The 25,333-nt window shown below is 62.7% G+C and carries 25 protein-coding genes; 11 read left to right on the top strand and 14 right to left on the bottom strand.

Annotated elements, in window-relative coordinates:
- Positions 1 to 43: 43 nt before the first annotated feature.
- From HNO81_RS02565 to HNO81_RS20075, 12 genes are all read right to left on the bottom strand, one after another.
- Positions 44 to 1,462, bottom strand: coding sequence for a M23 family metallopeptidase (locus tag HNO81_RS02565; RefSeq protein WP_175316573.1), 1,419 nt, complete (start codon positions 1,460 to 1,462; stop codon positions 44 to 46).
- 27 nt (positions 1,463 to 1,489) lie between these two features.
- On the bottom strand, positions 1,490 to 2,404 hold the full coding sequence (gene ftsX / locus HNO81_RS02560) for a permease-like cell division protein FtsX (protein WP_175316572.1): 915 nt from the start codon (positions 2,402 to 2,404) through the stop codon (positions 1,490 to 1,492).
- Positions 2,401 to 3,189, bottom strand: a complete 789-nt coding sequence (ftsE, locus tag HNO81_RS02555; protein ID WP_175316571.1) for a cell division ATP-binding protein FtsE — start codon at positions 3,187 to 3,189, stop codon at positions 2,401 to 2,403. Before ftsE ends, ftsX begins: the two co-directional genes overlap by 4 nt.
- Positions 3,190 to 3,374: 185 nt before the next feature.
- Positions 3,375 to 4,490, bottom strand: coding sequence for a peptide chain release factor 2 (gene prfB / locus HNO81_RS02550; protein ID WP_175316570.1), 1,116 nt, complete (start codon positions 4,488 to 4,490; stop codon positions 3,375 to 3,377).
- A gap of 53 nt (positions 4,491 to 4,543) precedes the next feature.
- Positions 4,544 to 4,954, bottom strand: a complete 411-nt coding sequence (locus tag HNO81_RS02545) for a pilus assembly protein TadG-related protein (RefSeq protein WP_175316746.1) — start codon at positions 4,952 to 4,954, stop codon at positions 4,544 to 4,546.
- A gap of 32 nt (positions 4,955 to 4,986) precedes the next feature.
- A complete protein-coding gene (locus HNO81_RS02540; RefSeq protein WP_175316569.1) occupies positions 4,987 to 5,373 on the bottom strand; it encodes a hypothetical protein in 387 nt (128 codons plus the stop codon).
- A 118-nt stretch (positions 5,374 to 5,491) separates the two neighbouring features.
- On the bottom strand, positions 5,492 to 5,887 hold the full coding sequence (locus tag HNO81_RS02535; RefSeq protein WP_371818145.1) for a TadE/TadG family type IV pilus assembly protein: 396 nt from the start codon (positions 5,885 to 5,887) through the stop codon (positions 5,492 to 5,494).
- A 23-nt stretch (positions 5,888 to 5,910) separates the two neighbouring features.
- Positions 5,911 to 6,186, bottom strand: coding sequence for a hypothetical protein (locus HNO81_RS02530; RefSeq protein ID WP_175316568.1), 276 nt, complete (start codon positions 6,184 to 6,186; stop codon positions 5,911 to 5,913).
- A gap of 76 nt (positions 6,187 to 6,262) precedes the next feature.
- Positions 6,263 to 7,204: a type II secretion system F family protein gene (locus HNO81_RS02525; RefSeq protein WP_175316567.1), complete on the bottom strand. Its 942-nt coding sequence runs from the start codon at positions 7,202 to 7,204 to the stop codon at positions 6,263 to 6,265.
- A complete protein-coding gene (locus tag HNO81_RS02520; protein ID WP_371818154.1) occupies positions 7,201 to 8,055 on the bottom strand; it encodes a type II secretion system F family protein in 855 nt (284 codons plus the stop codon). Before HNO81_RS02520 ends, HNO81_RS02525 begins: the two co-directional genes overlap by 4 nt.
- Positions 8,055 to 9,278, bottom strand: a complete 1,224-nt coding sequence (locus HNO81_RS02515; RefSeq protein ID WP_175316565.1) for a CpaF family protein — start codon at positions 9,276 to 9,278, stop codon at positions 8,055 to 8,057. Before HNO81_RS02515 ends, HNO81_RS02520 begins: the two co-directional genes overlap by 1 nt.
- A gap of 434 nt (positions 9,279 to 9,712) precedes the next feature.
- Positions 9,713 to 9,916, bottom strand: a complete 204-nt coding sequence (locus tag HNO81_RS20075; RefSeq protein WP_254703271.1) for a hypothetical protein — start codon at positions 9,914 to 9,916, stop codon at positions 9,713 to 9,715.
- A gap of 31 nt (positions 9,917 to 9,947) precedes the next feature.
- Here HNO81_RS20075 and HNO81_RS02510 point away from each other — a divergent pair, with 31 nt between their 5' ends.
- Complete coding sequence (locus HNO81_RS02510) at positions 9,948 to 12,515, top strand: GH25 family lysozyme (RefSeq protein WP_254703270.1); 2,568 nt, start codon at positions 9,948 to 9,950, stop codon at positions 12,513 to 12,515.
- A 67-nt stretch (positions 12,516 to 12,582) separates the two neighbouring features.
- Here the strand turns inward: HNO81_RS02510 and rfbA are convergent, their stop codons facing one another.
- Positions 12,583 to 13,452: a glucose-1-phosphate thymidylyltransferase RfbA gene (gene rfbA / locus HNO81_RS02505; RefSeq protein WP_175316563.1), complete on the bottom strand. Its 870-nt coding sequence runs from the start codon at positions 13,450 to 13,452 to the stop codon at positions 12,583 to 12,585.
- Between the two features lie 55 nt (positions 13,453 to 13,507).
- Between rfbA and rfbB the strand changes: the two genes are divergently transcribed.
- The 4 genes from rfbB to HNO81_RS02485 are packed head-to-tail and all read left to right on the top strand — an operon-like array spanning position 13,508 to position 17,057.
- Entirely contained in the window at positions 13,508 to 14,506 is a 999-nt protein-coding gene (gene rfbB / locus HNO81_RS02500) for a dTDP-glucose 4,6-dehydratase (RefSeq protein WP_175316562.1), read from the top strand.
- 3 nt (positions 14,507 to 14,509) lie between these two features.
- Entirely contained in the window at positions 14,510 to 15,940 is a 1,431-nt protein-coding gene (locus tag HNO81_RS02495) for a bifunctional dTDP-4-dehydrorhamnose 3,5-epimerase family protein/NAD(P)-dependent oxidoreductase (RefSeq protein WP_175316561.1), read from the top strand.
- Positions 15,937 to 16,662, top strand: a complete 726-nt coding sequence (locus HNO81_RS02490) for a glycosyltransferase family 2 protein (protein ID WP_175316560.1) — start codon at positions 15,937 to 15,939, stop codon at positions 16,660 to 16,662. Before HNO81_RS02495 ends, HNO81_RS02490 begins: the two co-directional genes overlap by 4 nt.
- 8 nt (positions 16,663 to 16,670) lie before the next feature.
- A complete protein-coding gene (locus tag HNO81_RS02485; RefSeq protein WP_175316559.1) occupies positions 16,671 to 17,057 on the top strand; it encodes a DUF2304 domain-containing protein in 387 nt (128 codons plus the stop codon).
- Positions 17,058 to 17,143: 86 nt separating this feature from the next.
- Here the strand turns inward: HNO81_RS02485 and HNO81_RS02480 are convergent, their stop codons facing one another.
- Complete coding sequence (locus tag HNO81_RS02480; protein ID WP_175316558.1) at positions 17,144 to 18,025, bottom strand: glycosyltransferase family 2 protein; 882 nt, start codon at positions 18,023 to 18,025, stop codon at positions 17,144 to 17,146.
- Between the two features lie 192 nt (positions 18,026 to 18,217).
- On the opposite strand from HNO81_RS02480, the gene HNO81_RS02475 reads away from it, so the two are divergent.
- From HNO81_RS02475 to HNO81_RS02450, 6 genes are all read left to right on the top strand, one after another.
- On the top strand, positions 18,218 to 18,937 hold the full coding sequence (locus HNO81_RS02475) for a glycosyltransferase (protein ID WP_371818153.1): 720 nt from the start codon (positions 18,218 to 18,220) through the stop codon (positions 18,935 to 18,937).
- Positions 18,937 to 19,872: a glycosyltransferase gene (locus HNO81_RS02470; RefSeq protein WP_175316556.1), complete on the top strand. Its 936-nt coding sequence runs from the start codon at positions 18,937 to 18,939 to the stop codon at positions 19,870 to 19,872. The genes HNO81_RS02475 and HNO81_RS02470 overlap by 1 nt, the downstream gene beginning before the upstream one ends.
- A 53-nt stretch (positions 19,873 to 19,925) precedes the next feature.
- Positions 19,926 to 20,969, top strand: a complete 1,044-nt coding sequence (locus HNO81_RS02465; protein ID WP_175316555.1) for a hypothetical protein — start codon at positions 19,926 to 19,928, stop codon at positions 20,967 to 20,969.
- A gap of 27 nt (positions 20,970 to 20,996) precedes the next feature.
- Positions 20,997 to 22,229 carry a lipopolysaccharide biosynthesis protein gene (locus HNO81_RS02460; protein WP_175316554.1) on the top strand — a complete coding sequence of 411 codons (1,233 nt, stop codon included), beginning with the start codon at positions 20,997 to 20,999 and terminating at the stop codon, positions 22,227 to 22,229.
- Entirely contained in the window at positions 22,226 to 24,199 is a 1,974-nt protein-coding gene (locus HNO81_RS02455) for a DUF6541 family protein (RefSeq protein ID WP_175316553.1), read from the top strand. The genes HNO81_RS02460 and HNO81_RS02455 overlap by 4 nt, the downstream gene beginning before the upstream one ends.
- A 69-nt stretch (positions 24,200 to 24,268) precedes the next feature.
- Positions 24,269 to 25,330 carry a substrate-binding domain-containing protein gene (locus tag HNO81_RS02450; RefSeq protein WP_175316552.1) on the top strand — a complete coding sequence of 354 codons (1,062 nt, stop codon included), beginning with the start codon at positions 24,269 to 24,271 and terminating at the stop codon, positions 25,328 to 25,330.
- Positions 25,331 to 25,333: the final 3 nt, after the last annotated feature.

Raw genomic sequence — 25,333 nt, 5'->3', positions numbered from 1 at the left:
CTTCGGCACGGAGCTCTACAAGTCTACGGCAGCGCGGTTTGCCCTACAGCAGGCCCATGGGGTCCACAGCCCTGCCATTGAGCCACGTTTCGAAGTGGGCGTGGCAGCCGGTGGAGTTGCCCGTATTGCCTGAGTAGGCAATCAGCTGGCCCTGGGAGACCCGCTGTCCGTTCGAAACCACGATGCTGGAGTTGTGGTAGTAGATGGTGGTGAGGGTGTTGCCTTGGCTTACACCGTGATCGATCTTGACGCGCCAGCCGCCGCCGTCGGCGGAGTTCCACCCTGAGCTGAAGACTTCCCCGGCTGCAGCGGCGTAAACGGGCGTCCCGCAGGCAGCACCGAAGTCAATTCCGGTGTGCATGTACCCGCCGGTCCCGTAGAAGTCGATCGTTCCCGGCGGAGTGGAGCGGTAGCCAAAGCCGGAGGTGATGGGAATGCTGCCGTCGAAGGGATGGCGGAGGCCAAAGGCCGACGGCGAACCGGCCGCCGGCGGTATGTACGGCTGCACGGGAGGAGCCGGTCGGTTCGCTGCCGCGGCTGCAGCGGCTGCGGCGGCAGCCGCCGCTTCCGCCTGCCGGCGCTGTTCGGCTTCCCATGCCTCGCGTGCCTTGCGGTCACGTTCGGCAATTTCGTTGGCCACTTGGTTCTGGTTGGCCTGGACGCCGGCGAGCTGGGCCTGGATTCCCGGCTTGGCTGCCTGCAGCTCATTGTCGAGGCGGGTCGTGTCAGCAATCAGCTGGTCCACCTGGGCCTTCTTGGCTGCGGCCTCATCACGGGCCGCCTTCTCCCGTTCCAGGGCGGCGTCGGCTTTGGCCTTGAGGTCCTTGATCTCCGCTTCAACAGCCTGGAGGCGGGCCTCCGAGTTAACGTTCGTGGCGTTTTGCTGGCTGAGCTTGTCCATGGCTGCGTTCTGGCTGCGCATGGCCTGGTCTGCCAAGTCCATGGTTTCGGTCAGGCTGCTCCCGCTGTTGGAACCGAAGAAGAGCGACAGGTTGGAGGGGACACCGCCGGACTTGTAGGCCTGGGTTGCGATCTGGCCGATCAGCTTCTTGGTGTCCGCGATCTTCTGCTTGTCTGTTTCCATCTGCTGGGTGATTTTGGCTTTGTTCTGCTGGGCCATGTCTACGCGGGCTGAGAGGGCTTCGACTTCCTTGACGGCGCCCGCCACCCGTCCTTGCGCTTCCAGCAGGGCCTGCTGGGCGCCCGGGAGCTGGCCCTGGTAGATCACCAGGTCACCGGCGGCTTTTGCAATCCTCGAATCCACGAATTCAAGGGACGCCTGGACGCGGGCCGCCTCGGCCTCAAGCGCTGCCTTGCGGTCTTCAAGGTCGTCGGCGAATGCGACGGGCGTGGCGACGGCCATGCCTGCTGAAAGGATGAGGGTGAGCACTCCGCTGACGATGCCCAGGCGGCGGGCAGCGGCCCGCCGGGGGCGGGGCAGGGTTTGATCAACTTCGTTCATGGGCATTCCTTGGTCGGTGTGCACAGCCTAGACGCGCAAATATCTGCGTAAGGTCAAGAGAGACGAAATTCCTGCCAAGGATCCACCAAGGACCAGCAGTGCCGGCGCGAGGATCAGGGTCTGGCCGGAGGAGATGAAGGCCGTGTCGGGGTATTGGCGGGACATGTAGTCGCCCAGGAAGAACTGCGCCACCGCCCACAAGGTGCCCGAGGCCAAGGCTGCGCCGATAACCGCTGCGATGACGCCTTCGAGGATGAACGGCAGCTGGATCACGGTTTTGGATGCGCCCACGAGCCGCATGATCCCGGTCTCGCGCCGCCTGCTGAACGCGGAGAGCCTGATGGTGGTGGCGATCAGCAGGATGGCGCAGACGATCATGACGCCTGCAATGCCCACCGCCACCAGGGAGGCTCCGTTCATCACCGAGAAGAGGCGCTCGAGCAGCTGGCGCTGGTCGATGACAGTTTCCACACCCGGCTGGGAGGAGAACGTCTCACTGATGATCTGGTACTTCTCCGGGTCCTTCATGTTGATCCGGAACGATGCCGGCAGCTGGTCCGGCGTCACGGAGTCGACAATGGGCGAGTTGGAGAACTGGTCCTTGAAGTGTTTGTACGCCTCATCCTTGGACTCGAACTGGAAGTCGTTGATGTACTGCGCCACGGCCGGGGACTCCAGGAGCGCGTTCAGGCCCTGCTGCTGCTCGGGGGTGACGGGCCCTGAGGCGCAACCCGGCGCCGTCGAGCCGTCGCTGCAGAGGAAGATGGCCACCTGGACTTTGTCGTACCAGTAGCCCTTCATCTGGTTGATCTGCATCTGCAGCATGCCGGCCGCGCCCACGAAGGTGAGCGACACGAAGGTGACCAGGATGACGGAGACCACCATGGAAAGGTTGCGGCGCAGGCCGCTGCCGATCTCGGACAGAATGAATGCGAGCCTCACCGCTGGGCCTCGCCTTCGGCAGCATTGCCCGGCAGGCCGGCGTCGGGCGTTTCCCTGCCGCTGGCGTCCTTCAGGCGCCGTGACTGGCCAACCACGGGGATCATCGAGGTGTAAAGGGCCCTGGCTTCATCGCGGATCACCACGCCGTTCTTGAGTTCCACCACGCGTTTGCGCATCTCGTTGACGATGTCGTCGTCGTGGGTGGCCATCACCACCGTGGTTCCGTTCTGGTTGATCTTGTCCAGCACGCCCATGATTCCCATGGAGGTGGTGGGGTCCAGGTTTCCCGTGGGTTCGTCCGCGAGGAGGATCCCGGGCCGGTTGACCACGGCGCGGGCGATCGCGACGCGCTGCTGCTCGCCGCCGGAAAGCTCATGCGGCATGCGGTGTTCCTTGCCTTCCAGGCCCACGGTTTTGAGGACCTCGGGGACGGTGTCCCGGATGACGCTGCGGCTCTTCCCGATTACCTGCATGGCGAAGGCAACGTTGGCGAACACGTTTTTCTGCGGGAGGAGGCGGAAGTCCTGGAAGACGACGCCGATCCCGCGGCGGAGGCGGGGAACGCGCCAGCTGGAGATCTTTGCGACGTTCTGGCCGGCCACGTACACGGCCCCGGAGGTGGCGCGGTCTTCCTTCAGCACCAGCCGGAGGAAGGTGGACTTCCCGGAACCGGAGGCACCCACGAGGAAGGCGAATTCACCACGGTCAATCTCAAGGTTGATGGCATCCAGCGCCGGGCGGGCTTTCTGGTCGTAAACCTTGGTGACATTTTCGAATCGGATCATGGCCCTAAGTACCCTGCAGGGCATGGCTGATCCGTCTGATGCAGCCCAGTTCTGCAGCCGGTGCACGGGTTATCGTTTGGGGAAAGTAGGGCCCCGGCCCCTTGACTATACGCAAAACGTCCGCAGGTTGGACGGGCTTTGGGGGCGTGTCGCCCGATCGGCCCGCAGCCGACCGGCCGGCCCGGCTACTTTTCGGCGTTGCGGTTGTCAGTCCGCCAGCGGATGCCGGCGTCGATGAAGTCGTCGATCTCGCCGTCGAACACAGCCGACGTATTGCCGACTTCGTGCTCGGTCCGCAGGTCCTTGACCATCTGGTACGGGTTCAGAACATAGGAGCGCATCTGGTCACCCCAGGAGGCCTTGACGTCGCCGGCCAAGGCCTTCTTTTCCGCGTCCTCCTGTTCCTTCTTCAGCAGCAGGAGCCTGGACTGCAGGACGCGCATGGCAGCGGCACGGTTTTGCAGCTGGGACTTCTCGTTCTGCATCGACACCACCGTGCCGGTAGGGATGTGGGTGAGGCGGACCGCGGAGTCGGTGGTGTTGACCGACTGGCCGCCCGGGCCGGAGGACCGGAAGACGTCCACGCGGATTTCGTTGTCCGGGATCTCGATCGAGTCCGTCTGCTCGATCAGCGGGATGACCTCGACGGCCGCGAACGAGGTCTGGCGGCGGCCCTGGTTGTCGAAGGGGCTGATCCGGACCAGGCGGTGGGTGCCGGCTTCCACACTGAGCGTGCCGTACGCATAAGGGGCCTTGACCTCGAACGTGGCCGACTTCAGTCCGGCTTCCTCTGCGTAGGAGGTGTCCATGACAGTGGTGGGGTATCCGTGCCGCTCAGCCCAGCGCAAGTACATCCGCATGAGCATTTCGGCAAAGTCTGCGGCATCCACGCCGCCCGCGCCCGCCCTGATGGACACCACGGCTTCGCGTTCGTCGTACTCGCCGGACAGCAGAGTGACCACTTCCAGGTCCTTGAGTGCCTTCTTGATGGACTCGAGTTCGGCAGCCGCCTCCCCCATCGAGTCGGCGTCATCCTCGTCCTGCCCGAGTTCAACGAGGACCTCAAGGTCGTCGATCCGGGACTCTAGGTTGGTGAGGCGTTCCAGCTCGGACTGGCGGTGGGAGAGCCTGGAGGTGACTTTCTGGGCTGCGGCGGGGTCGTCCCAAAGGTTTGGCTCCCCCGCCCGCTCGCTGAGTTCGGCGATGTCTTCCTTGAGCGCCTCCACGTCGGTGACGCGTTCGATGGACTCGTAGGTGGCGCGAAGTGCGCGGATTTCAGCGGGAAAGTCAATATTGGCCATGGTGGTTTAAGCCTACGCTATGAGGGAATGCGGTCCGGCTCGGGCCTTGCCGTTTACCGCGTCAGCCGCGAGCGCGCGGTGGATGTTGCCTCGATGGGGATCCCGTCGGGAATCAGGAAGTTCACCACGGGCGGGTGCACAGCGGCCGTCAGAACCACGACGGCGGTGGAGCCGTCCGGAGTGCCCGTGGCCCCGGCGACGGCGAGCCCGGAGAAACGCTGCGACGCCGGACTCCTGGCGACAAAGTCAGCTGCCACGTTCCGGACGCGGGCAGAGTTGAGGACCGCCGACGGGCTGCCACCCTGCGTGGAGACTTCGCCGAGCGTGTAGCTGTCGGCAGCTGCAAGCGATGCCCCGTCCGCCAGGGACAGGAGGCGTTTGTGCTCGAGGTAGACGGAGGAGATTCCGATGACCACCGTGGCCACCAGAAGGGCCAGGGCCACGTAGCCGAGGATCATGACCATCAGCTGGCCGTCCTCGTCCGATTTTCCGGAGGTCACCGGAACCGCCCCACCAGCTGGGAGGCAGAAGCCTGCACCTCTGTGGCGGACAGGCCTTCGCCGAAGGGGATGAACGGCAGTGGCACGCTCAGGCTGACGGTCACCGTCACGGTGGTGCCCGGCGCCTGGCAGTCGGCGGGACTGCAGGCTGTGACCATGCTGGCCCGGTCCGGCTGGTGGCCGAAATCGGAGAGGGCAAGTGCTACTGCCCGCTCTGCAGCGGCCTGGGCGGATGAGGCATCAGGCTGGGCCACGTAGACCTTCACGGCCTGGTCGGCGGCTCCCACCACCGCGAAGGAACCTCCCTGGATCTGACCAACGGTAATCACGAAGTACACCAGCGGGACCATCAGCAGCAGTGCGAGGAACGTAAACTCGACCACCGCGCTCCCCCGTTCACGGTCCGCGTCCCTGCACAGTACCTCCGCCAGGCGGGCCCGGATGGCTGCGGGCGCCGTAGAGGCCGGCGGAATGAAGTGGCGGGGCGCCCGATCGAACGGCTTAGGGCTGAATGGCTGCATGGCCGTTCACCTCCAGCAGGTCCCGTGGCCCGATGAGGCCAATGACAGGCATAGGCGAGCGGACGGTGACTTCCAGGGTGCGCATGCCCTGCAGGTTTACTTCCCGGGTGCTGACCTGTTCGGCGAAGCCCGGGTTCAGTGCCACGCTGATGAGGCTGCGGGTCCGTTCTTCGGCATCCGAGGCGGTTCGGTCTGCGAGGGCGCCGTACCGCGCGCCGGATGCGGCAGCGTCAATGAGCGTGTTCCTGACGTGCAGGACCAAGGTCAGTTGGACGATTGCCAGGAAGAACATCGTCAGGAGTCCGCCGACCAGGACGAAGTCCACTACAGCGGAGCCCCGCTCGTCGGGCCGGCGCAGCGGCCGCCGTTCCGCCACGTGACAGGCGGGGCTGCCCTGGGTCAGTTCCCCACCTTGTCCATGGCCTGGTTGAACATGGCCTCAAGTGCCGGGCCTGCGAGCGCAAGCAGGGCTGCAACCAGGACAGCTGACATCAAGGTAATCATCACCCAGCCGGGTACGTCGCCACGCTCCGGATGATCGCTTGTGGTTTCCATACCGCCGTGGCGCTGGGGCGCCCGACGAGGCTGCAGGTGAACGGCCCGGATCATCTGGAGTTGCGGCAAGGCCGCCAGGGAAAGAAGCAGCATCGCCCAGCGGATTCCCATGGTTTTCATCTTTGCGTCCTATTCCTGTTTCGTTGAGGGGACTTGCAAGTGTTGCTGACATGCGGGCTTCGGGGCGCTCCCATCGTCAGAAGCCCAGGTTGATCGCCGCGAGGCCGGGGAACACAGCGAAAACCACCGTTAGGGGTAGCACCCCAAACACCAGGGGAACCATCATGGCGATTTCCTTTTTCCCTGCGGCTTCCATGAGATCGCGCTTCGCCGAATCGCGGACGTCCTGCGCCTGGGCACGAAGCACATCTGCCAGTGGGGTACCTCTTTCGACTGCCACAATGATCCCGTCGACAAACCTGACCAACGGTGCAAGATCGGTGCGCGCGGAGAACTCCTGCAACGCCAGGACCAGCGGCTTGCCGGCCCGTGTCTCAGCCAGGATTTTCGAGAACTCCTTGGACAGTTCCCCCTTTGCGCTCCTGCAAACGCGGTCCAAAGCACCTGTTGCGCTTTCCCCCGCACCGACGGCCAGGGCCATCAGCTCGGCGAGGCTGGGAAACTCTGCCATCATCCGGGTCTCGCGCCGGCGGATTTGCTCGCCAAGCCAGTAGTCCCGCAGCGCGAAGCCCGCGGCCGCGCTGCCGAGAATCACCGCTGCTGCCAGGAAAGGGTTGAACCTGCCCGCTGCGGCACCGATGAGGATAACTGTCAGCGAGAGCACGAAGCCGGCTGCTGCCCACAACAGCTGTTCGGCGCGGAAGTCGATCGGTGACTTGTTGATTCCTGCCTGGGCCAGCCGACGGCCCGTGGCACCGGGTGAGGGGTTGAGCCTGGCCAGTGCTGAGAGCCAGTCCTTGAATACGGGGCGGAGGATCCGTTCCAGGGGTCCGAACGGTGTCAGGTTCTGCTCCCCTTCACGGAGGAGCCGCGATTCCAGGTTCTGCGACTTTAGCTGGGGCTCGATGCGCTCCGAGAGGGTCAGGGGGCGCATCGGTGGCGACCGGAAGATCACGAGCCACAATCCGAGGCCCAGGCCGAGTCCGCACATTAACGCTGCCGGAGAGGGAAACATCATCGGAGCACCCTTTCGTCCTGCGGGAGGGCCCCGATCTTCAACATGACCGTGTAGCAGACCAGGGAGACCACCAGCCCCCCAACCAGTACCGCAGCACCCATGGGCGTGTTGTATGCCTGGATTGCTTCCGGCCTGGTGGCGAGGAGGGTCATCACAATCCAGGGCGCCGCAACGGCAAGCCGGGCGGCATTAATAGTCCAGGACTGCCGGGCCTCGAGCTCGCTGCGGGTCCGGGCATTCTCGCGCAAAAATTCGGCCAGTGTGCCCAGGAGCTTCCCGAGGTCGGAGCCGCCTACCTCCCTTGTCAGCCGCAGCGCTTCGATGATGCGGTCGGCCACAGGATCGGCAAGCCGGTGTTTGAGCTTGTTCAGGGACCCATCGAACTGACCTCCAGCGCGGTAATCGGCACCGAACTCCCGAAAGACGGGCCGCAGTTCCTCCGGCCCCTTGTCGCCGAGCTGGATCAACGCCTCAGGCAAAGGCAGGCCGGCCCGGATTGCAGAGCGGAGGTGATCGACGACGTCCGGCCACAGTTGGCGCAGCATCGCCGTCCGCTTCCGGGCCCGCCACCGGAGGATGGTTATCGGGAGCCACGCGCCGAAAAGGCCAAAGCAACCGGCAATGGGCGATGAGCGGCTAAGTGCGTAAAACAGGAGTGCCACAAAGATGCCCAGCCCACAGCACGTGCCGAGCAGTCCGCGCGCCGAGACTTTATCCACCCCGGCGGCCGCCAGCAGGTCTGCGAGGCGTCCAGGCCTACGCTCGCGCTTACCACGGCTGGGCGTTTCCCAGCAGGACCACCAGATAAGGAAAAGGCCAACCCCCGCCACCGTTCCCACCACCGTGGCCATCATCGCGCATCCAGCAGGGCAGCAACGTCGTACCCCGCCCTCGAGAACTTCTCCGCAGAAGGCATGGCGTTGGCGCGGGGGTGTAGGACCCCGTCCTCCATGCCAAAGACCAACGATGATTCGATAATGCCGTCCTCCACCCGGCGGCCCAGCGAAAGGATCTGCGTGACTTGCCGCCGCCCATCGGGGTGCCTGCTGCAGTGCACAACGAGATCAATGCACGACGCGACAGTAGGCACGACGAAGGCGCTTGAGATGTTCTCGCCCGCCAGCAACGGAAGCGTGCAGATCTTGGTGACGGCGTCGTGGGCCGAGTTAGCGTGGACGGTGCACATCCCGGGGAGTCCACTGTTAAGGGCGATGAGCATGTCGAGGCTTTCGGCTTCGCGCACCTCCCCCACCACCAGCCGGTCCGGACGCATCCGAAGGGCTTCCTTCACGAGGCGGCGGAGCGGAATCTCTCCTTCGCCTTCAAGATTAGGTTGGCGGCATTGCAGGCCCACAACGTCGCGGAGGGGAAACTGCAGTTCAAAGATTTCCTCTACGGTGATCACACGCTCCCGGCTTCCGATGCTCGCTGCCAGGCAATTGAGCATGGTGGTCTTGCCTGCCTGGGTTGCCCCGGACACGAGGATGTTGAGGCCGCTGGACACGGCCGCGCCAAGAAAGCGGGCAGCCTGTGGCGTCAGCGTTCCCAACTCCACCAGATGTTCCAGGCGGCTGGCCTTCACCACGAACTTGCGGATGTTCACCGCCCAATGGCGGCGCGTAACGTCGGGAATTACCACGTGGAGCCTGGAGCCATCGGGCAGCGCGGCATCGACAAAGGGCGAAGACATGTCGAGCCTTCTGCCGGAGCTTTTGAGCATGCGTTCCACAAGATCGCGGACCTGCTGCTCCGTGAGGCTCAGCGACGTCAGCTCCGATTCCCCGTTGCGGGCAACATAAATTTCGGTCGGTGAGTTGAGCCAGACTTCCTCGATGGAGGGGTCGTCGAGAAGGGGCTGGAGTACACCGAATCCGGCGACGGCGTCGAAGAGGAACCGACGGGCCGTATCAAGGGGCCCCAGTGGCGGCAGTGGACCCATCAGGGCCCGTTCGTCGTAGTCGGTGACCGCGGCCTCCACCAACCGCCGGACCTCAGCCGCCTGGCTCAGCGGATCCAGCCCGCGGCGGCGGATAAGCTCGCGGACTTCGTCCTCGACGATTCCCAGCGCGTCCATTCGTTCCCCCATACAACTGCCGCCCCCGATGGAGGCAGTGCGATTGGGCTACAGCCTAAGGAGCTTCACCGGCGGCAACAAGTCATCAGACTGCAATGTGGATAACTGATGAACCTCAAGATTCCCTCCAGCAGGCCTCAGGAATTTCCCGGTATGACAACAAGATTCACATAAGTAACATCAGAATCACTGGTTCCGTCAGTAACACGGGTGTTATGGTGAGCGCGTTATTTATCGAAATAGCACTATCAGGTGCATTCCTGGGGGAATTCACCTGAGCAGTATCCAAAGAGGCGCTTGGGGGAGCGCCCCATTGTCTCCGGAGCACATATGAAGCGGAACCTGTCTCAGTCCCGTCGCGCAGTCCTGAAATCTTTCGGGCTGATAACACTTGCCTGCTCCTTGTTGGCAGGGCCAGGTTTGAGCGGAGTCGCCTACGCTGTCGATTCCGGCCCGACTCCTACTCCTTCACCCAGTTCCATGACAGTGGAATCCCAGGCCGCGCCTTTGCCGGCGCCGACTCCGTCGGGCGCAGCGGTGACGCCCGCTCCGGCGCCAACAACGCCACCTGCACCTCCCGCCACGACGCCTCCCACGACGAGCGCCCCGGCTGTGCCTGCGGCGAAGAAGTTGTCCAAAGAGGAGCTGCTCGCCGCTGGCGGGGCCCAGATGGGCCAACGTTCTGCACGGGTGACACATGATAAGGCCATTGCGTCAGGTTCAGCTTTGTCAACGCAATCCTTGTCCACTGAAGGCACATGGTCTCCCACGTCTGGGGTTCTCGGGTTGGATGTGAGCAAGTGGCAGCCAAGCGTCGACTGGCAAGGCGAGTGGAACAAGGGTGCCCGCTTTGCCTACGTGAAGGCGTCAGAAGGCACTTATTACACGAACGAGCTATTCAATTCCCAATACCAGGGCGCACGGAACGTGGGTATGATCCGCGGTGCGTACCACTTCGCTCACCCGTCATCGAGCTCCGGGGCTGCCCAGGCACGCTTCTTCGTCAACAACGGCGGCGGATGGAGCGCTGACGGCTACACGCTGCCCCCCGTTCTTGACATTGAATACAACCCCTACGACGGCAACACCTGCTACGACATGACGCCCGCCCAGATGACGGGTTGGATCCAGGACTTTGGCTCCACCATGCTGGCGCTGACGGGCCGGCTGCCGGTGATCTACTCGACCACGGACTGGTGGACGCAGTGCACCAAAAACTCTGCGTCGTTCAGCAACTACCCGCTGTGGATCGCCGCCTATCCCATGTCTCCGGCTTCTTCCCCCGGGGTACTGCCAGCGGGCTGGAGCACATACAGCATTTGGCAGTACAGCAGCCAGGGTCCGTTCGCTGGTGACTCGAACGTCTGGAACGGTGATTACGCGTCTCTCCAGCGTTTCGCGGGAACGGGTGCTGCCGCCATCCAGGTCCCGGCACAGGCCACCCAGCAGATAGAAGCGTACGCAAGCAGCCACCCGGCTTTGGGCAGCTTGACCACACCCATCACCTGCGGGCTGACCAGCGGGGGCTGCTACCAGGGCTTTCAGGGCGGAACAGTCATGTGGTCCGCGGCTTCAAAGGCCTTCGCCGTGTCTGCCGGTCCTGTCACCGGCGCGTGGCAGGCTCTCGGCGCTGAACGCAGCGCCGCCGGCTACCCAACCAGCGACCTGATCTGCGGACTTAAGAACGGCGGCTGCTTCCAGAACTTCCAGGGCGGCAGCATCATGTCGTCCCCCGCCACTGGCGCCGCATTTGTACCGTTCGGTCCCATCCGGGACGCTTGGGCTGCCCAGGGTTATGAAAACGGATCATGGGGCTACCCGACGAGCAATGCGACCTGCGGACTGCGGTACGGCGGATGTTTCCAGCTGTTCCAGGCAGGTTCCGTGCTGTGGAGCACTTCCAGCGGCGCGCACCTGGTGAAATCCGGTCCGGTTTTGGACGCATGGGCGAAAGACGGCTTTGAGAACGGCCTCCTCGGATTCCCGAGCAAGGATGCAACGTGCACGGCGTCCGACTGCACCCAGCTGTTCACCGGCGGCGTCATTGGGTGGACCTCCACATCCGGTGCGTGGCCCGTCTACATGGGCATCGGCGACACCTGGAAGGCTGCACGGGCAAAGGGGGAACCGATCGGACTTCCCGTGGCCAAGGAGGTCTGCGGGCTTCGGGGCGGTGGCTGCTACCAGCTGTTCCAGGGTGGCAGCATCCTCTTCTCGCCGGCGACGGGCGCCTATGCCATGACGGGCAAAATCCTCAACTACTGGGCACAATCCGGCTTTGAAAACGGCAAACTCGGCTATCCCACAGGCCCGGCCAGCTGCGGCGCCGTTCAGACCGACTGCTGGCAGTCGTTTGAAAAGGGCACCGTGGCCTACTCCCCCGCGACCACGATCCAGACAGTCCCGGCCGGGCCAATGGTCCAGGCCTGGACAAGCCTCGGCGCGTCAGGAGGTGCCCTCGGCTACCCCACGTCTGCCCAGATCTGCGGCCTCAAAGACGGCGGATGCTTCCAGATGTTTGCCAAGGGCGCCCTCATGTACTCCCCCGCAGCGGGCGCACAACCCAGCCTGCTGGGTCCGATCCGTGACTTCTGGCAGAAGCAGGGATTCGAAAATGGTGCACTTGGCTACCCTGCGTCGAATGTGATCTGCGGACTCGTCGGTGCCGGGTGCTTCCAGAACTACCTGGGCGGCACCGTGATGTGGTCCAATGCCAGCGGCGCACATGCCATGTCATTCGGCCCGGTCCGGGACGCGTGGATAGCGTCCGGTTTCGAGAACGGGATCCTTGGCTACCCCACCAGTGAACAGATGTGTGGCCTGCGGAACGGCGGCTGCTTCCAGAACTTCGTGAACGGGACGGTCATGTACTCGCCCGCTACCGGCGCCCAGACCATGTCTTCGGCACCCATCCGGGACAGGTGGGCCACGACGGGCTTCGAGGGTGGCTCACTGGGCTACCCCACAAGCGGGGCCATCTGCGGCCTGCGGAACGGCGGCTGCTTCCAGAACTTCGAGAAGGGAACCATCATGTGGTCCGCCGCGAGCGGTGCCCAAGTGATGATGCCTGGACCCATTCAACAGAGCTGGGCCGGGCAGGGTTTCGAAAACGGAGCGCTGGCCTTCCCCACGAGCGGCCAGACATGCACTTCGGACAAGCTCTCCTGCAGCCAGACTTTCCAGGGCGGAACCATCACCTGGAGCTCCACGGCCGGGGTGAAGACCCGCCTCAACTGAACCCCCACTGCAAACAATTAGGGGCGGAACCGCATTCGCGGTCCCGCCCCTCTTGTTTGTCTACCTTTTAGCGGCCGTGTTCCAGGAGCTCAATGAGGTAGGAACCGTAACCGCTCTTGACGAGAGGCTCAGCCCGGTCACGCAGTTCATCGTCCGTTAGGAATCCCAAACGCCAGGCAATTTCTTCGGGTGCCCCGATCTTGAGGCCCTGCCGGTTCTCGGTGGTCCGGACGAAGTTCGAGGCGTCGTTCAGGTCGTTGAAAGTTCCTGTGTCCAGCCACGCTGTTCCCCGCGGAAGAATCTCAACCTGCAGCTTGCCCCGCTCCAGGTAGGTGCGGTTCACATCGGTGATCTCAAGTTCTCCGCGGGCGGAGGGCTTCAAGTTCCTGGCAATGTCCACAACATCGTTGTCGTAGAAATAAAGCCCGGGCACCGCATAGTGGCTCTTGGGTTCTGCAGGCTTCTCTTCCAGCGAGACGGCTTTGCCGTTCTCGTCGAACTCCACCACGCCGTAGGCCTTCGGGTCGGCCACCCAGTAGCCGAAAACTGCACCACCGTCGATGTTTTCGAAGCGTCGCAGCTGCGTGCCCATCCCATGCCCGTAGAAAATGTTGTCTCCCAGGACAAGGGCCACACTGTCGTCGCCAATGTGCTCGGCACCGAGCACGAACGCCTGTGCGAGGCCATCGGGGGACGGCTGCTGCTTGTAAGTGATGGAGACACCAAACCGCGACCCGTCACCAAGGAGGCGTTCAAACTGCTCAGCGTCGTGGGGGGTGGTGATGATGAGGATGTCCCGGATGCCCGCGAGGATCAGGGTGGAGAGCGGGTAGTAGATCATGGGCTTGTCGTACACCGGGACCAGCTGCTTGCTGACGCCCAAGGTGATGGGGTGGAGCCTCGAGCCGGTACCGCCGGCGAGTATTATTCCGCGCATGCACCTATCTTTCCTTTAGCTAAGTGCAGCGGCAAATCCGGTAGTCTTGGGAATTATGCAGCGACTTCTTGTTACCGGCGGCGCCGGCTTCATTGGCTCAAACTTTGTCCACTACGTTATTGAGAACACGGAAGACCATGTCACTGTTCTGGACAAGCTGACCTACGCCGGCAACGTCGCATCGCTCCAAGGGCTTCCAGCCGACCGCTTCTCCTTCGTCCAGGGGGACATCGCCGATCCAGCGCTCGTGGACGGTCTCATTGCCGACGCCGACGTCGTGGTCCACTATGCGGCAGAATCGCACAACGACAACTCCCTGCACGATCCCCGGCCGTTCCTCGATACCAACATCATTGGTACCTACACCCTCATCGAAGCAGCACGGAAGCACAACAAACGCTTCCACCACATTTCCACGGACGAGGTATACGGGGACCTCGAACTCGATGACCCCGAGCGGTTCACGGAACAGACGCCCTATAACCCGTCCAGCCCGTACTCTTCCACGAAGGCCGGGTCCGACCTGCTGGTCGGCGCCTGGGTCCGATCATTTGGGCTGCAGGCTACAATCAGCAATTGCTCCAACAACTACGGTCCGTACCAGCATGTTGAAAAATTCATCCCGCGGCAGATCACCAATGTGATCGACGGCATCCGGCCCAAGCTCTACGGCAAGGGCGAAAACGTGCGCGACTGGATCCACGCCAACGATCACTCCTCCGCTGTCCTGGCAATCATCGCCAAGGGGCGCATCGGTGAGACCTACCTGATCGGTGCCGACGGTGAGAAGAACAACAAGGACGTCGTCGAACTGATCCTGAAGCACATGGGCCAGGCGCCGGACGCCTATGACCACGTGGTGGACAGGGCCGGCCACGACTTGCGCTACGCCATCGACTCCACCAAGCTGCGGACCGAACTCGGCTGGGAACCCCGGTTCTCCAACTTCGACACCGGCATCGAGGACACCATTGCCTGGTACCGCGCCAACGAGGACTGGTGGCGCCCGCAGAAGGCCGCCACCGAGGCCAAGTACAAGGAACAGGGCCAGTAGGGCATGTCCATCGAGTTCTCCAAAAAGCTCGCTGCCCACGAAACGCCCATTCCTGGCGTCGTCCTCTACGATCTTCCCGTCCACGGAGACAACCGCGGCTGGTTCAAGGAGAACTGGCAGCGGGAAAAGATGGTAGCCCTCGGCCTGCCGGACTTCCGGCCCGTTCAGAACAACATCTCCTTCAACGAGAAGGCAGGCACCACCCGGGGAATCCATGCAGAGCCCTGGGACAAGTTCATCTCGGTAGCCACTGGACGGATCTTCGGAGCGTGGGTGGATTTGCGGCAGGGGCCCACATTCGGCGCCGTTTTCACCGCTGAACTTGATCCGAGCCAGGCGATCTTCATTCCGCGCGGTGTCGGCAACGCTTTTCAGACGCTTGAGGATACGACCGCGTATACGTACCTCGTCAATGACCACTGGTCCGCGGACGCGCAGGGTCAGTACACCTTCCTGAACCTGGCAGACGAAACCGTGGCCATCGAATGGCCCATCCCGCTCTCCGAAGCCGAACTTTCCGACAAGGACAAGGCGCACCCCCGCCTTGCTGACGTCGTGCCCATGCCACCGAAGAAAACCCTGGTGATTGGAGCCAACGGCCAACTGGGCAAGGCACTGCGGAAAACGTACGACGGCGATGCTTCCGTTGAGTTTGCATCGCGCAGTGAGCTGGACCTCAGCAATCCGGACGCCTTGATTAGCCGCAACTGGAAAAACTATTCCACCGTCATCAATGCGGCGGCCTACACGGCAGTCGACGCGGCAGAGACATCGGAAGGGCGCGCAGCCGCCTGGGCCACCAACGTGACCGGGTTGACCCAGCTTGCGCGAATTGCCATTGAGCACGACCTCACCCTGGTGCACGTCTCCTCTGACTACGTGTTCGACGGAGCCAGGGAAGTCCATGCGGAGACGGAAGCCCTCACCCCGCTTGGTGTCTACGGTCAGACCAAAGCAGCAGGCGACGCTGTGGTCAGCGTGGTCCCCCGGCACTACATCGTCCGCACAAGTTGGGTCATCGGGGAAGGTAACAACTTTGTCCGCACCATGGCGTCGCTCGCATCGCGCGGAGTGGAACCTTCCGTGGTGAACGACCAGTACGGGCGCCTCACTTTCACCGAGGACATCGCGGCGGGTATTCGGCATTTGCTGGACATCCGCGCACCCTTCGGTACGTACAACCTGAGTAACGACGGGGACCCGCAATCGTGGGCAGACATCGCAGCGGACGTCTACGAATTGTCCGGCAAAAGCAGGACAGCAGTGACGGGCGTGAGCACGAAGGAATACTTCGAGGGGAAGGATGCCGCCCCTCGGCCGCTCAACAGTGTCTTGGACCTCTCAAAGATCCAGGCCGCCGGCTTCGAGGCACCGTCTGCCCGGCAGCGCCTGACCGAGTACGTTGAAGCGACCACGAGCGGATTTCCAGCATGACTGAAGCGCGCCACAACACCCTTGTCATCATGCCGGCCTGGAATGAGTCGGAAGCAATCGGCAACACCATCGCCGAAGTCCTGGAGTTTGGCCCGGCCTGCGACGTCTTGGTTGTCGATGACGGCTCCCGTGACGACACAGCCCGCGTAGCACGGGCAGCCGGCGCCACAGTGGTGCAGCTGCCCTTCAACATGGGCGTCGGCGGCGCCATGCGGACCGGCTTCAAATATGCCCAGATGCACGGTTACCGGCAAGTCATCCAGGTGGACGCCGATGGCCAGCATGACCCCAGGGACATCAAGGCAGTCCTGGACGGATTGCGCGACGCCGATATCGCCATCGGTGCCCGGTTTGCGGATGCGGGCAACTACACCGTTCGCGGTCCCCGAAAGTGGGCCATGAATGTCCTGGCGTGGACCATATCCCGGCTGGCACGGACCAAGCTCACCGACGTCACCTCGGGTTTCCGCGCAGCGAACACCAAAGCCATCCGCCAATACCTGGATCACTACCCCGCCGAGTACCTGGGCGACACGATAGATTCACTCGTCGTGGCCATCCGTTCAGGCTGTACTGTGCGCCAGGTTGGCGTTTCCATGAGGGAGCGCCAGGGAGGCACGCCCAGCCATGACCCGATCAAGGCGGCCATCTACCTCGGCCGCTCAGGGATGGCGCTCTTGTTCGCCCTGACGCGCAAGAAATCTACACCTTCGACCAACTAGGAATCCACATGTCCCTCCTTATGGGCTCCATCGTCGTCGTGGCGATTCTCTTCTTCGTCTTCGAAATGCTCCGGCGTCAAAAGTTGCGCGAAAAATATGCGGTTCTCTGGATCGTTATCGGCATCGGCACACTTCTGCTGGCGGCTTTCCCCGCCCTGCTCGAACAAGCCAGCGGCTTGCTCGGAATCCAGGTCCCCGCAAACCTCCTCTTTATCACCACCCTGGTCCTCCTTGTCGGGGTCTGCCTCCACCTGTCCCGTGAGCAGTCGCAGGCCGAGGATGAGGTACGCATTCTTTGCGAAGAGGTGGCCTTGTTGAAGGTAGAGCTTTCGGCGCTGCAGCAGAAGGTGGGGTCCCACCCGCGACAGGACGGAACCACCGGCCCCACTGCCTAGCAGGAAGAGTCCCGCCGGCCACAGGATTGGCGGACCATACAAAAAAGGGAGCGCCCCGTGGGGCGCTCCCTTTCCTGTGCAACCGGTCAGCCGAAAATGTGCTTAGCCAGCCGCGGGAGGGAGTCCACCTTGCCCATTGCCACGGACTTGACCACCAAGGATGCCGCATTCAGCCGCGACGTGGTGTGGAAGGACGCAGCGCGGGCGGCCCGGTTCCAGCCCAGTTCCTTGAACCGGGCTGCCTGTCCTTCAAAGAACCGCCGCTCTTCATCAAAGCGGCGCCCGTCCAGGGCACGCACGGAAGAGTCCGATGCCGAGTGCCGCCGGTACAGGAAAGACAACGTAGGATCCACGACCAACGAGCCGCCTTCAGCTGCGATGTCCAGCAAAAGGGCGAGGTCCTGGACGACATCCAGGCCCTCGGTAAAACCAATCCGCACAACCGTCTCTGACCGCCAAGCCAATGACGGGAAGTATGCCCAGTCAGCGCGGACCAGGCTGGTGGCCATCTGCTCGCCCTTGAGTTCAATCCGCTCGCGGGTCTTCGGTGCGTAGGCCTTCTTGACGGCATCAGCCAACGGCGTGCAGGCGATACCCTTTTCGTCGATAACCTGGACGCCGGGCTGGACGACGCTGGCGTGCGGGTACGTCTTGAATGCGTCCACCACAACGTCCAGGTAATTGGGCAGCATGATGTCGTCTGCGCCCATGATCACCACGTAGGGCGCTTCGACCATCGTCAAAGCCTTCTTGTAATTGCCGTTGGCTCCGAGGTTCTTCTCGTTCTTAAGGTACGTAACGCGAGGGTCAGTGATCGTTGAGAACCAACGTTCCGGCTCGGGGTCCGGGTAACCGTCGTCGATGACGATGAGCCGCCAGTCTTCATTTTCCTGGTTCATCACGCTTCGGGCTGCGAGCTTCATCTGATCGACATCGCCGTAGTAGGGCAGCATTACGTCAACGGTCATGGACCTGGGATTCCTTCCGTGGGCTCCGCTCGAAGAACTCGGCGGTTTCCCCACGATTATAGTTGACCTGCCCGTGTCGGGCCTGTCAGGCATGGCTTGCTAGACTGCTTGGGGTCCTGCCCGCCCCGCTGGCACCGCCCGGAGTGAGGAGAATTACTTTTGGAGCCCACAACCCCACGGCCGCGCATCAGCGTGTGCATGGCTGCCTATAACGGCGAGCGCCATATCAAAGAACAGATTGACTCGATCCTTCCCGAGCTCGGCCCCAACGACGAAGTGATCGTCGTCAACGACTGTTCCACCGACAACACGTCCGCCGTCGTCGCCTCTGTCCGCGACAGCCGTATCCGCCTGATCGAAGCCGGAGTGAACCGCGGCTACGTTGCAACGTTTGAAAGAGCCCTTGGGGAGGCACGCGGAGAGTTCGTTTTCCTGTCGGACCAGGACGACGTCTGGTTGCCGGGCAGGGTGGAACGCATGATTGCAGCCCTGGACGGCAAGGGGATGGTGGTCAGCAACTGCAAGCACTTTGACGGCGCAACCGGGGCCTTCCACGAGATCCGCTTGCGGGCCAAGGATTCAACTCATCACCTGCGCAACATCCTGGGCATCGTGGTGGGTTACCGGCTCCACTGGGGGTGCGCGATGGCAGTCCGGCGGAATCTCTTGGAACAGGCGCTGCCGTTCCCGCACTACATGAACGAATCGCACGATCAGTGGCTGGCGACCGTGGGCAATGTCAACCGCTCCATCGTCTACCTGGAAGAAGACACCATCCTGCATAGACTTCACGGCGAAAACCTGACGCCGCACGGTATCCGTTCTGCTTCAAAAATAGTCCGCGCACGGATTGCCTTCCTGCGCAACGTCTACGTTGCCGTACGACGCTCCCTGCAGGCGAGGCAGGCATAATGGCGCAGCCCGAACCGAGCCCCGTCAATCCGCACCCGAATGTCTGCGGCGTCGTCTCGGCCTATAACCCCGGCGCAGAAAATGTTGCCAACGTACAGTGGCTGTTGCGCTTTGTAGCCCACGTGATTGTTGTGGACGACGGCTCGCGCGATGACGTATCGCAGGCCCTGGCAGAGATGGAACAGGCAGGTGCCGTGGTTCTGCGCCAGGGTACCAACTCCGGGATTGCCCGTGCCCTGAACACAGGAATCAAGGAAGCTCTTGCGCGCTGGAGCCCGGAGTGGATCGTCACCATGGACCAGGACTCCAGGTTCACTGGGGACTACATCGATGCCGCTCTGGCCACTGCGGCAGCGTCCCGTGACCCGCAGAGCGTAGGCATGGTGTGCGCTGAGTCGCACAACCATATCCCCCTGCCGGTATGGGGCAGCCGCGATGAGCCCCAAATCTTCGACCCCATGACCAGCGGCACGTTGGTGCGCGCAAGCACGTTCGATGCAGTTGGCCTCTTCGATGAAGGGTTCTTCATCGATTGCGTGGATTCTGAATTCAATGCACGGCTCCGCGAGCAAGGACTTCGGGCACTGGCTGGACGTGGCTGCAACCTCGAACACAGTCTGGGCAGCGCACGGCCGATGAAGATCCTCGGCTGGCATGCGCACATCGGGGCCAAGAAGCTCTACATCTACTACCACGCGCCGTTCCGCGTCTACTACATCACCCGGAACTCGCTGACACTCGCACGCCGGTACGCGCTGAAACAGCCGGCCTGGGTTCTACGCAGAATCTATATGGAAATCCAAAGCAACATTGTGCGCTTCGGATTTGGTCCCAACCGGCGCAAACACGCGGTGGCCGCCGCAGCCGGCATCCGGGACGCTGTTCGTCAGCGGATGGGCAAGATAGACGACGCCCTCGCGGCCCGCCTGCGCTAGGCGCCGGCTCCCCCATTCCCCTGCACTGCCCGGTCAACATCGAAAGAAAACTCATGACCACCAACTCAGGATCAATCTTCGTCCTCTATCACCGCGGCCTGCGCACCGGAGGGCCCGAAGCCCTCCATCAGCTCGTTGATATGCTGCGTGAGCTTGGGCAGGACGCCTATCTGGTCCCGCACCCGCACACAACAGGCAACGACAGGGTGGAGCAGTACGGGGTTTACGACGCCCCGGAGGCGCCTGAAATCATCGATTCCGCCGAAAATGTGGTGGTCTATCCGGAGACCTACGTCCACGAGATGTCCCATATCAAACATGCCCGCCGCATGTGCTGGTGGCTCAGCATCGACAACTCGCTGACTTTCATGGCCGAACGCATGTGGTACCGGAGCACGGCCGGCCTGTTTGAAAAGGCAAAGGAAGCGGCCGTCCCCTTCGCCCGGATGTGGAAGAACGGCGTGATGCCGGCAAAACTGCGCACGGACAAGGATGTCATCCACCTCGTTCAGTCCTCTTATGCGTGGGCCTTTGTCGCCACCAGATTGGACGTGGTGCCCTCCCTGGTGTCCGACTACACCCCCACCGGAGAATTCCAAACCACGGCCCCCGCGGAGCGCAACCGCCAACTCGTCACCTACAACCCTGCCAAGGGCGGACACATCATCGACGCGGTGAAGGCGGCAAGCCCACCCAGCATCGAGTGGAAGCCCATCGTCGGAATGACCCGCGCCGAGGTTGTTGCGACCCTGCAGCAATGCGGCGTCTATTTGGACCTGGGACACCACCCCGGAAAAGACCGCATGCCGCGGGAGGCAACACTCTCCGGCGCGCTGACCATCGTTGCCCGCCGGGGTTCAGGCGCGTTCTACGCCGACGTTCCCATCCCCTGGGAACACAAAATCACTCCCGGAGACACCGAAGTTGCCACCGCTGCAGCCATGCTGCCACGGCTCATCGCCAACTTCGAGCAGGAAGTGGCGAAACAAGGCAGCTACCGCGAAACCATCCTCAACGAACGATCCCGGTTCAAGCGGGAGGTTGAGGACGTCTTCGTCAACGGCCGTCTGGGCAAGGATGCCTATGACTACGTGTAGTCGACCCACGGCGGCCGGAACGACGGCATGATCAAAAGAATTGCGGCTTTCGCCGGGTTGCCGCTGCTCGCCTCGCTTGCGTCATTTATCCTCTTGCCCATCATCGCCACAATTGGTGGACCGCCGGTCTGGAATTCCCTGGCCGTGGGCCAGGCTGTAGGGGCAATCGCGGCAATTGTCATCGGACTCGGGTGGCCATTGACAGGTCCTGCCGCCGTCGCATCGGAAAGCGACGCCGTTACCCGCCGCCGACTCTATGCCACCAGTTTCGTTACCCGCTCTTATGTCTTTGTTTGCGCCGTTCCCCTTATGGCAGGCGTCCTCTCGTTGACGGGTGTTAGAGAGCAGTTCTGGGTCGCTTTCCTGATGGCCTGTGCCCAGGCGGCTGCAGGGCTTACTCCGGCGTGGTACTGCATAGCGACGGGGCACGCCGGCAGGATTGCCAAGTACGACGTTATCCCCCGTATGGTCGCGACCCTGGGCGTCATCCCGCTCTTGTTCGCGACCGGTGGGATCTTCATCTACCCACTGGCTCTGCTGCTGCTCGGCCTCGCGGGAACCTTGTGGTTCAACAAGGATCACGCTCAACGGGCGGACTTCCACGGGCTGACTCCCCGCACCGTGATTCGGGAAATCTGGAAGCTGAGGGGCGGAGCGGGCGTGACGGTCGCTGCAGGGGCGTATGCTTCCACTCCCGTCCTTGTGGTGCAGGCTTCTATCTCCGCGTCCGGGTTGGCTGCGTTCATATCAGCGGAAAAGCTGTACCGCATTGGGCAACTCGCGACGGCCGCGTTGGGCAACAGCCTTCAGGGCTGGGTCAACGAATTCGGCTCGGACCACAAGGAGCGGCGAAGGTTCTCCCTTCTGGCTTTGTCAGTCCTGGGCGCAGCAGGTTGGCTGATGCTGTCCGTCCTCGGCCCCTGGGTCAGCACCACCATATTTGGCGCAGCTTACGCAGCTGACTTTTGGACCTGTTTCTGGTTCGGTCTGTCGTTCCTCCTCGTCTGCGTGACAACTTCCACGGGAGCGCACTGGCTGGTGCCTGCCAAGCAGATGCGGGTAGTTTTCTCCAGCACCATTACTGGAGCCCTTGTCGGGCTCCCCTCCATGGTTATCCTGGCGCACCTGATGGGCGGCCCGGGCGGCGCCCTGGGTCTGGTAGTTGGCGAAGTTGCCGTAACGGTCATACAGCTGCGCGCCATCGTCCGCCTGCTGCGGGGACCATCGGCGCAGGACAGGACTGAGGGAATACCGTCGTGACCTGGCTGACCATTCTTCCGGCGTCGGCAGTTGCAATCCTGCTCCTGTATATCCCCGGTGCCGCCATCGCCTCGTGCCTCAAGTTTCGGTTGGGCGGTGTCCTCGGCATTGCCCCACTGCTCTCAACAGCAGCCGCCGGACTTGCCGGAGTCATCGGCGGATTCCTGCAGGTTCCGTGGAGCGTCCTCCCGTATCTTCTGGTGAGCGCCCTCCTTGCTGTCGGATCTTTGCTTCTCACGCGCCGTATTCCGTGGCGCCTGGCTGCACCCTCCTGGCGGACGTTGCTGCCGTTCACTGCACTTGCCCTGGCCACGCTGCCCATGACTTGGCGGGTCATCCAACTGGTGGGGTCACCGGACCACCCGTCACAGGTCTTCGACAACGTCTTCCACCTCAATGCCATCCGTTTCATCCTCGACACTGGAAACGCCTCGTCGCTGACGCTGGCGTCGATCCAGGGAGTGCAGGGCCTTGACGCGGTCTATCCCGCGGCGTGGCATTCTTTTGCGGCCCTCCTGGTGCAACTGGCTTCAGTGGACATTCCTACCGCTGAGAACGTCCTGAACCTGGTCATTGTGGTGCTTCTCTGGCCGGCGTCCTGCCTGTTCCTCGTCACGAAGACCATCTCGCGCCGGCCGGCTGCCCTCATCATTACCGCGGTAATCGCCGGCACACAGGTTGCCTTCCCCTTCCTCATGATTGTCTGGGGACCTTTGTTCCCCTACGCCATGGCCCTCAGCATGATGCCGGTTGTCATCGTAGAACTCGCCGCGCTGGTCCGCATCGGCCGGACGCGGACAGACCCACTTCCCAGCTGGGCAGCGGCACTCGTGCTGTCGCTGGCGGGTCTCGCCTTTGCCCACACGAGCTCCATCAACATCACGGTGGCGCTTGGCCTTCCGATCCTCGCCATTTTGTGGTGGCGGTTCATGCCGCACCGTGACACGTGGCGGGCCAGGCCGGCCGGAGCGTGGCTGTTCACTGCCGGGACCATCGGGATCCTCGCCATCGCCGCGCTCCTGTGGTTGAAGCTGCGCCCTGCCCCCTATGACAACTGGGGGCCAACCGTGAAGCCGGGCGCCGCCGTCGGGGAAATTCTCACCGCCAGCACAATGCAGTCAGCCATACCGGCCGTGGTGGTTTCCATCCTGTCGGTCTACGGTCTCCTCACCACTTTCAATGTACGGAAGTGGCGCTGGATGACTGCGTGCTACGCGGTACTCGGAGGCCTTTACATCGTTGCGGCGTCGTTCCCGAAAGGCAGCATCCGCGACATCCTGATCGGCACGTGGTACCAGGACACCTACCGCCTCGCTGCACTCCTGCCGTTGCTTGTGACCCCACTTGCCGTAATCGGCGGATTGCGCTTGTGGGACCAGGCCCGCAACTCACGCCTGGGAGCGCGGAAATGGGAATCATGGGAAGCCTCCATCAGCCGCACGGGTGCGAGCGGGAGCACCGTCCTGTCTGCAGCAGCCGTGGTAGTTTTCACCTTGGTCGCTTCATTCGCAGGTCCGCTGACCCACTACATCAACGGCGCATCGTCCGTGTACCGGTTCGATGCACAATCAGAACTCCTGACACCGGATGAGTTGGCCCTGATACAGCGGATTCCAACCCACGTACCCTCCGATGCGGTCATAGCTGACAATCCCTGGAACGGAAGCTCGCTGGCGTATGCCTACACCGGGCGGCGTGTCCTGACAACACACCTGTTTTCAACGGACGACCCCGACACCGAACTCATCAACCAAAAGCTCGGAGACGCAGCCGGCAACCCCGCCATCTGCAACGCCCTCCGCAACAAGAAGGTTCAATATGTCCTGGATTTCGGGTCGCGCTACCTGATTGACCTCCCAGGGTCCGAAAAGTACCCGGCCCTGACCGATCTTGCGCCGGCCAAGGGATTGACCCTCGTCGACTCGCAAGGCGAGGACGCACGGCTTTACCGGATTTCCGGGTGTCAATGAATATGGCCTCCATGGGTTCGGCACCGGCGCTGTCCCGTACCTGCAGGGTTGGACCATTAGGCTGGATAGGTGATTCCCGTTTCTCGACGAACTAAAATCGGTGCCGCTGTCCTGCTGTCTGCACTCCTCCCCCTCTCTGCATGCGCAACCACGCCGCCGGGAACTATCGAAGGTGCCCTCACCGGAATCGGAAGCAACGCCGGCCAAGGCGCGGTCAGCGCTTGGGGCCTCTCGTGGGGAAGCTCTGTGAAGGGAACCTACGTCAGCTACTCCCCGGACGGATCCGCTGCCGGGCTGAAAGCATTCCAGGACGGGCAGGCACAGTTCGCCGTTGGATCCGCCCCGCTCACGGACAGCCAGGCTTCCTCCGTGCGGGGTATGTGCACAACCAAGGGGGCCATGTCCATAGCTGCCGGCGTCCTCCCCGTGGGCGTCGCCATCAAGCTCAAGGGTGTCAACGACATTATCCTTGACGCCAAAACACTGGCGCAGATCCTGCAGGGCGGAATCACTCGCTGGAACGACCCCGCCGTCGCAGCGCTCAATCCGGACGCAAAACTTCCTGACGTCGCCATCACCGTCCTGGTGCAGGAGGGCCCGGCAGATACTGTCCGCCCCGTCAATAGCTACCTCAAGGACGCGGGAACCAACTGGAATCCACCAGCCGAGGATCGGTGGCCGGGCAGCGTAAAAGGGCAGGTCCAGTCTCCCCCACTTGATCTCGCGAACAAGTTGGATGACACGAATGGAGGCCTGTCCATCCTGGATGGAAGCATCATTGGAAACAGGTTCGTCGCTGCCCAGCTTGTCTTTGACGGCAAACCCCAACGGCTCCAGGCTTCCTCCGTGGTGGACGCCGTATCCACCGGAAATGTAACCGTGTCGGCTGACGCCATCACCCAGGAACTCGACGGACGGTCGGGTTATGCCTTGGCAACTGTCATCTATATGTATCTGTGCCGGCAGTACACGGACGAACGGATGGGCCAACTGGTTCGCTCATTCGGTGAGAGCGCACTCAGCGAAGAAGCACAGAAGAACGCGAACGCATACGCCTTCGTCATGTCGCCAAGCAAGAAGGCGATGAACGAAGGGCGCGCCCTCGTCAAGGCAATTGGAGACGGACAGTGAGTC

Source organism: Pseudarthrobacter sp. C4D7, from assembly GCF_013359725.1.
Classification (GTDB): Bacteria; Actinomycetota; Actinomycetes; order Actinomycetales; family Micrococcaceae; genus Arthrobacter.
This window is presented reverse-complemented; position numbering and strand designations above follow the sequence as displayed.

Coding starts and splice junctions, on each gene's coding strand:
- HNO81_RS02565 (WP_175316573.1), bottom strand. CDS start 1,462: ATGAACGAAGTTGATCAAACCCTGCCCCGCCCCCGGCGGGCCGCTGCC.
- ftsE (WP_175316571.1), bottom strand. CDS start 3,189: ATGATCCGATTCGAAAATGTCACCAAGGTTTACGACCAGAAAGCCCGC.
- prfB (WP_175316570.1), bottom strand. CDS start 4,490: ATGGCCAATATTGACTTTCCCGCTGAAATCCGCGCACTTCGCGCCACC.
- HNO81_RS02545 (WP_175316746.1), bottom strand. CDS start 4,954: ATGGTCATGATCCTCGGCTACGTGGCCCTGGCCCTTCTGGTGGCCACG.
- HNO81_RS02530 (WP_175316568.1), bottom strand. CDS start 6,186: ATGAAAACCATGGGAATCCGCTGGGCGATGCTGCTTCTTTCCCTGGCG.
- HNO81_RS02525 (WP_175316567.1), bottom strand. CDS start 7,204: ATGATGTTTCCCTCTCCGGCAGCGTTAATGTGCGGACTCGGCCTGGGC.
- HNO81_RS02520 (WP_371818154.1), bottom strand. CDS start 8,055: ATGGCCACGGTGGTGGGAACGGTGGCGGGGGTTGGCCTTTTCCTTATC.
- HNO81_RS02515 (WP_175316565.1), bottom strand. CDS start 9,278: ATGGACGCGCTGGGAATCGTCGAGGACGAAGTCCGCGAGCTTATCCGC.
- HNO81_RS02510 (WP_254703270.1), top strand. CDS start 9,948: ATGGGCCAACGTTCTGCACGGGTGACACATGATAAGGCCATTGCGTCA.
- rfbA (WP_175316563.1), bottom strand. CDS start 13,452: ATGCGCGGAATAATACTCGCCGGCGGTACCGGCTCGAGGCTCCACCCC.
- rfbB (WP_175316562.1), top strand. CDS start 13,508: ATGCAGCGACTTCTTGTTACCGGCGGCGCCGGCTTCATTGGCTCAAAC.
- HNO81_RS02495 (WP_175316561.1), top strand. CDS start 14,510: ATGTCCATCGAGTTCTCCAAAAAGCTCGCTGCCCACGAAACGCCCATT.
- HNO81_RS02490 (WP_175316560.1), top strand. CDS start 15,937: ATGACTGAAGCGCGCCACAACACCCTTGTCATCATGCCGGCCTGGAAT.
- HNO81_RS02485 (WP_175316559.1), top strand. CDS start 16,671: ATGTCCCTCCTTATGGGCTCCATCGTCGTCGTGGCGATTCTCTTCTTC.
- HNO81_RS02480 (WP_175316558.1), bottom strand. CDS start 18,025: ATGACCGTTGACGTAATGCTGCCCTACTACGGCGATGTCGATCAGATG.
- HNO81_RS02470 (WP_175316556.1), top strand. CDS start 18,937: ATGGCGCAGCCCGAACCGAGCCCCGTCAATCCGCACCCGAATGTCTGC.
- HNO81_RS02465 (WP_175316555.1), top strand. CDS start 19,926: ATGACCACCAACTCAGGATCAATCTTCGTCCTCTATCACCGCGGCCTG.
- HNO81_RS02460 (WP_175316554.1), top strand. CDS start 20,997: ATGATCAAAAGAATTGCGGCTTTCGCCGGGTTGCCGCTGCTCGCCTCG.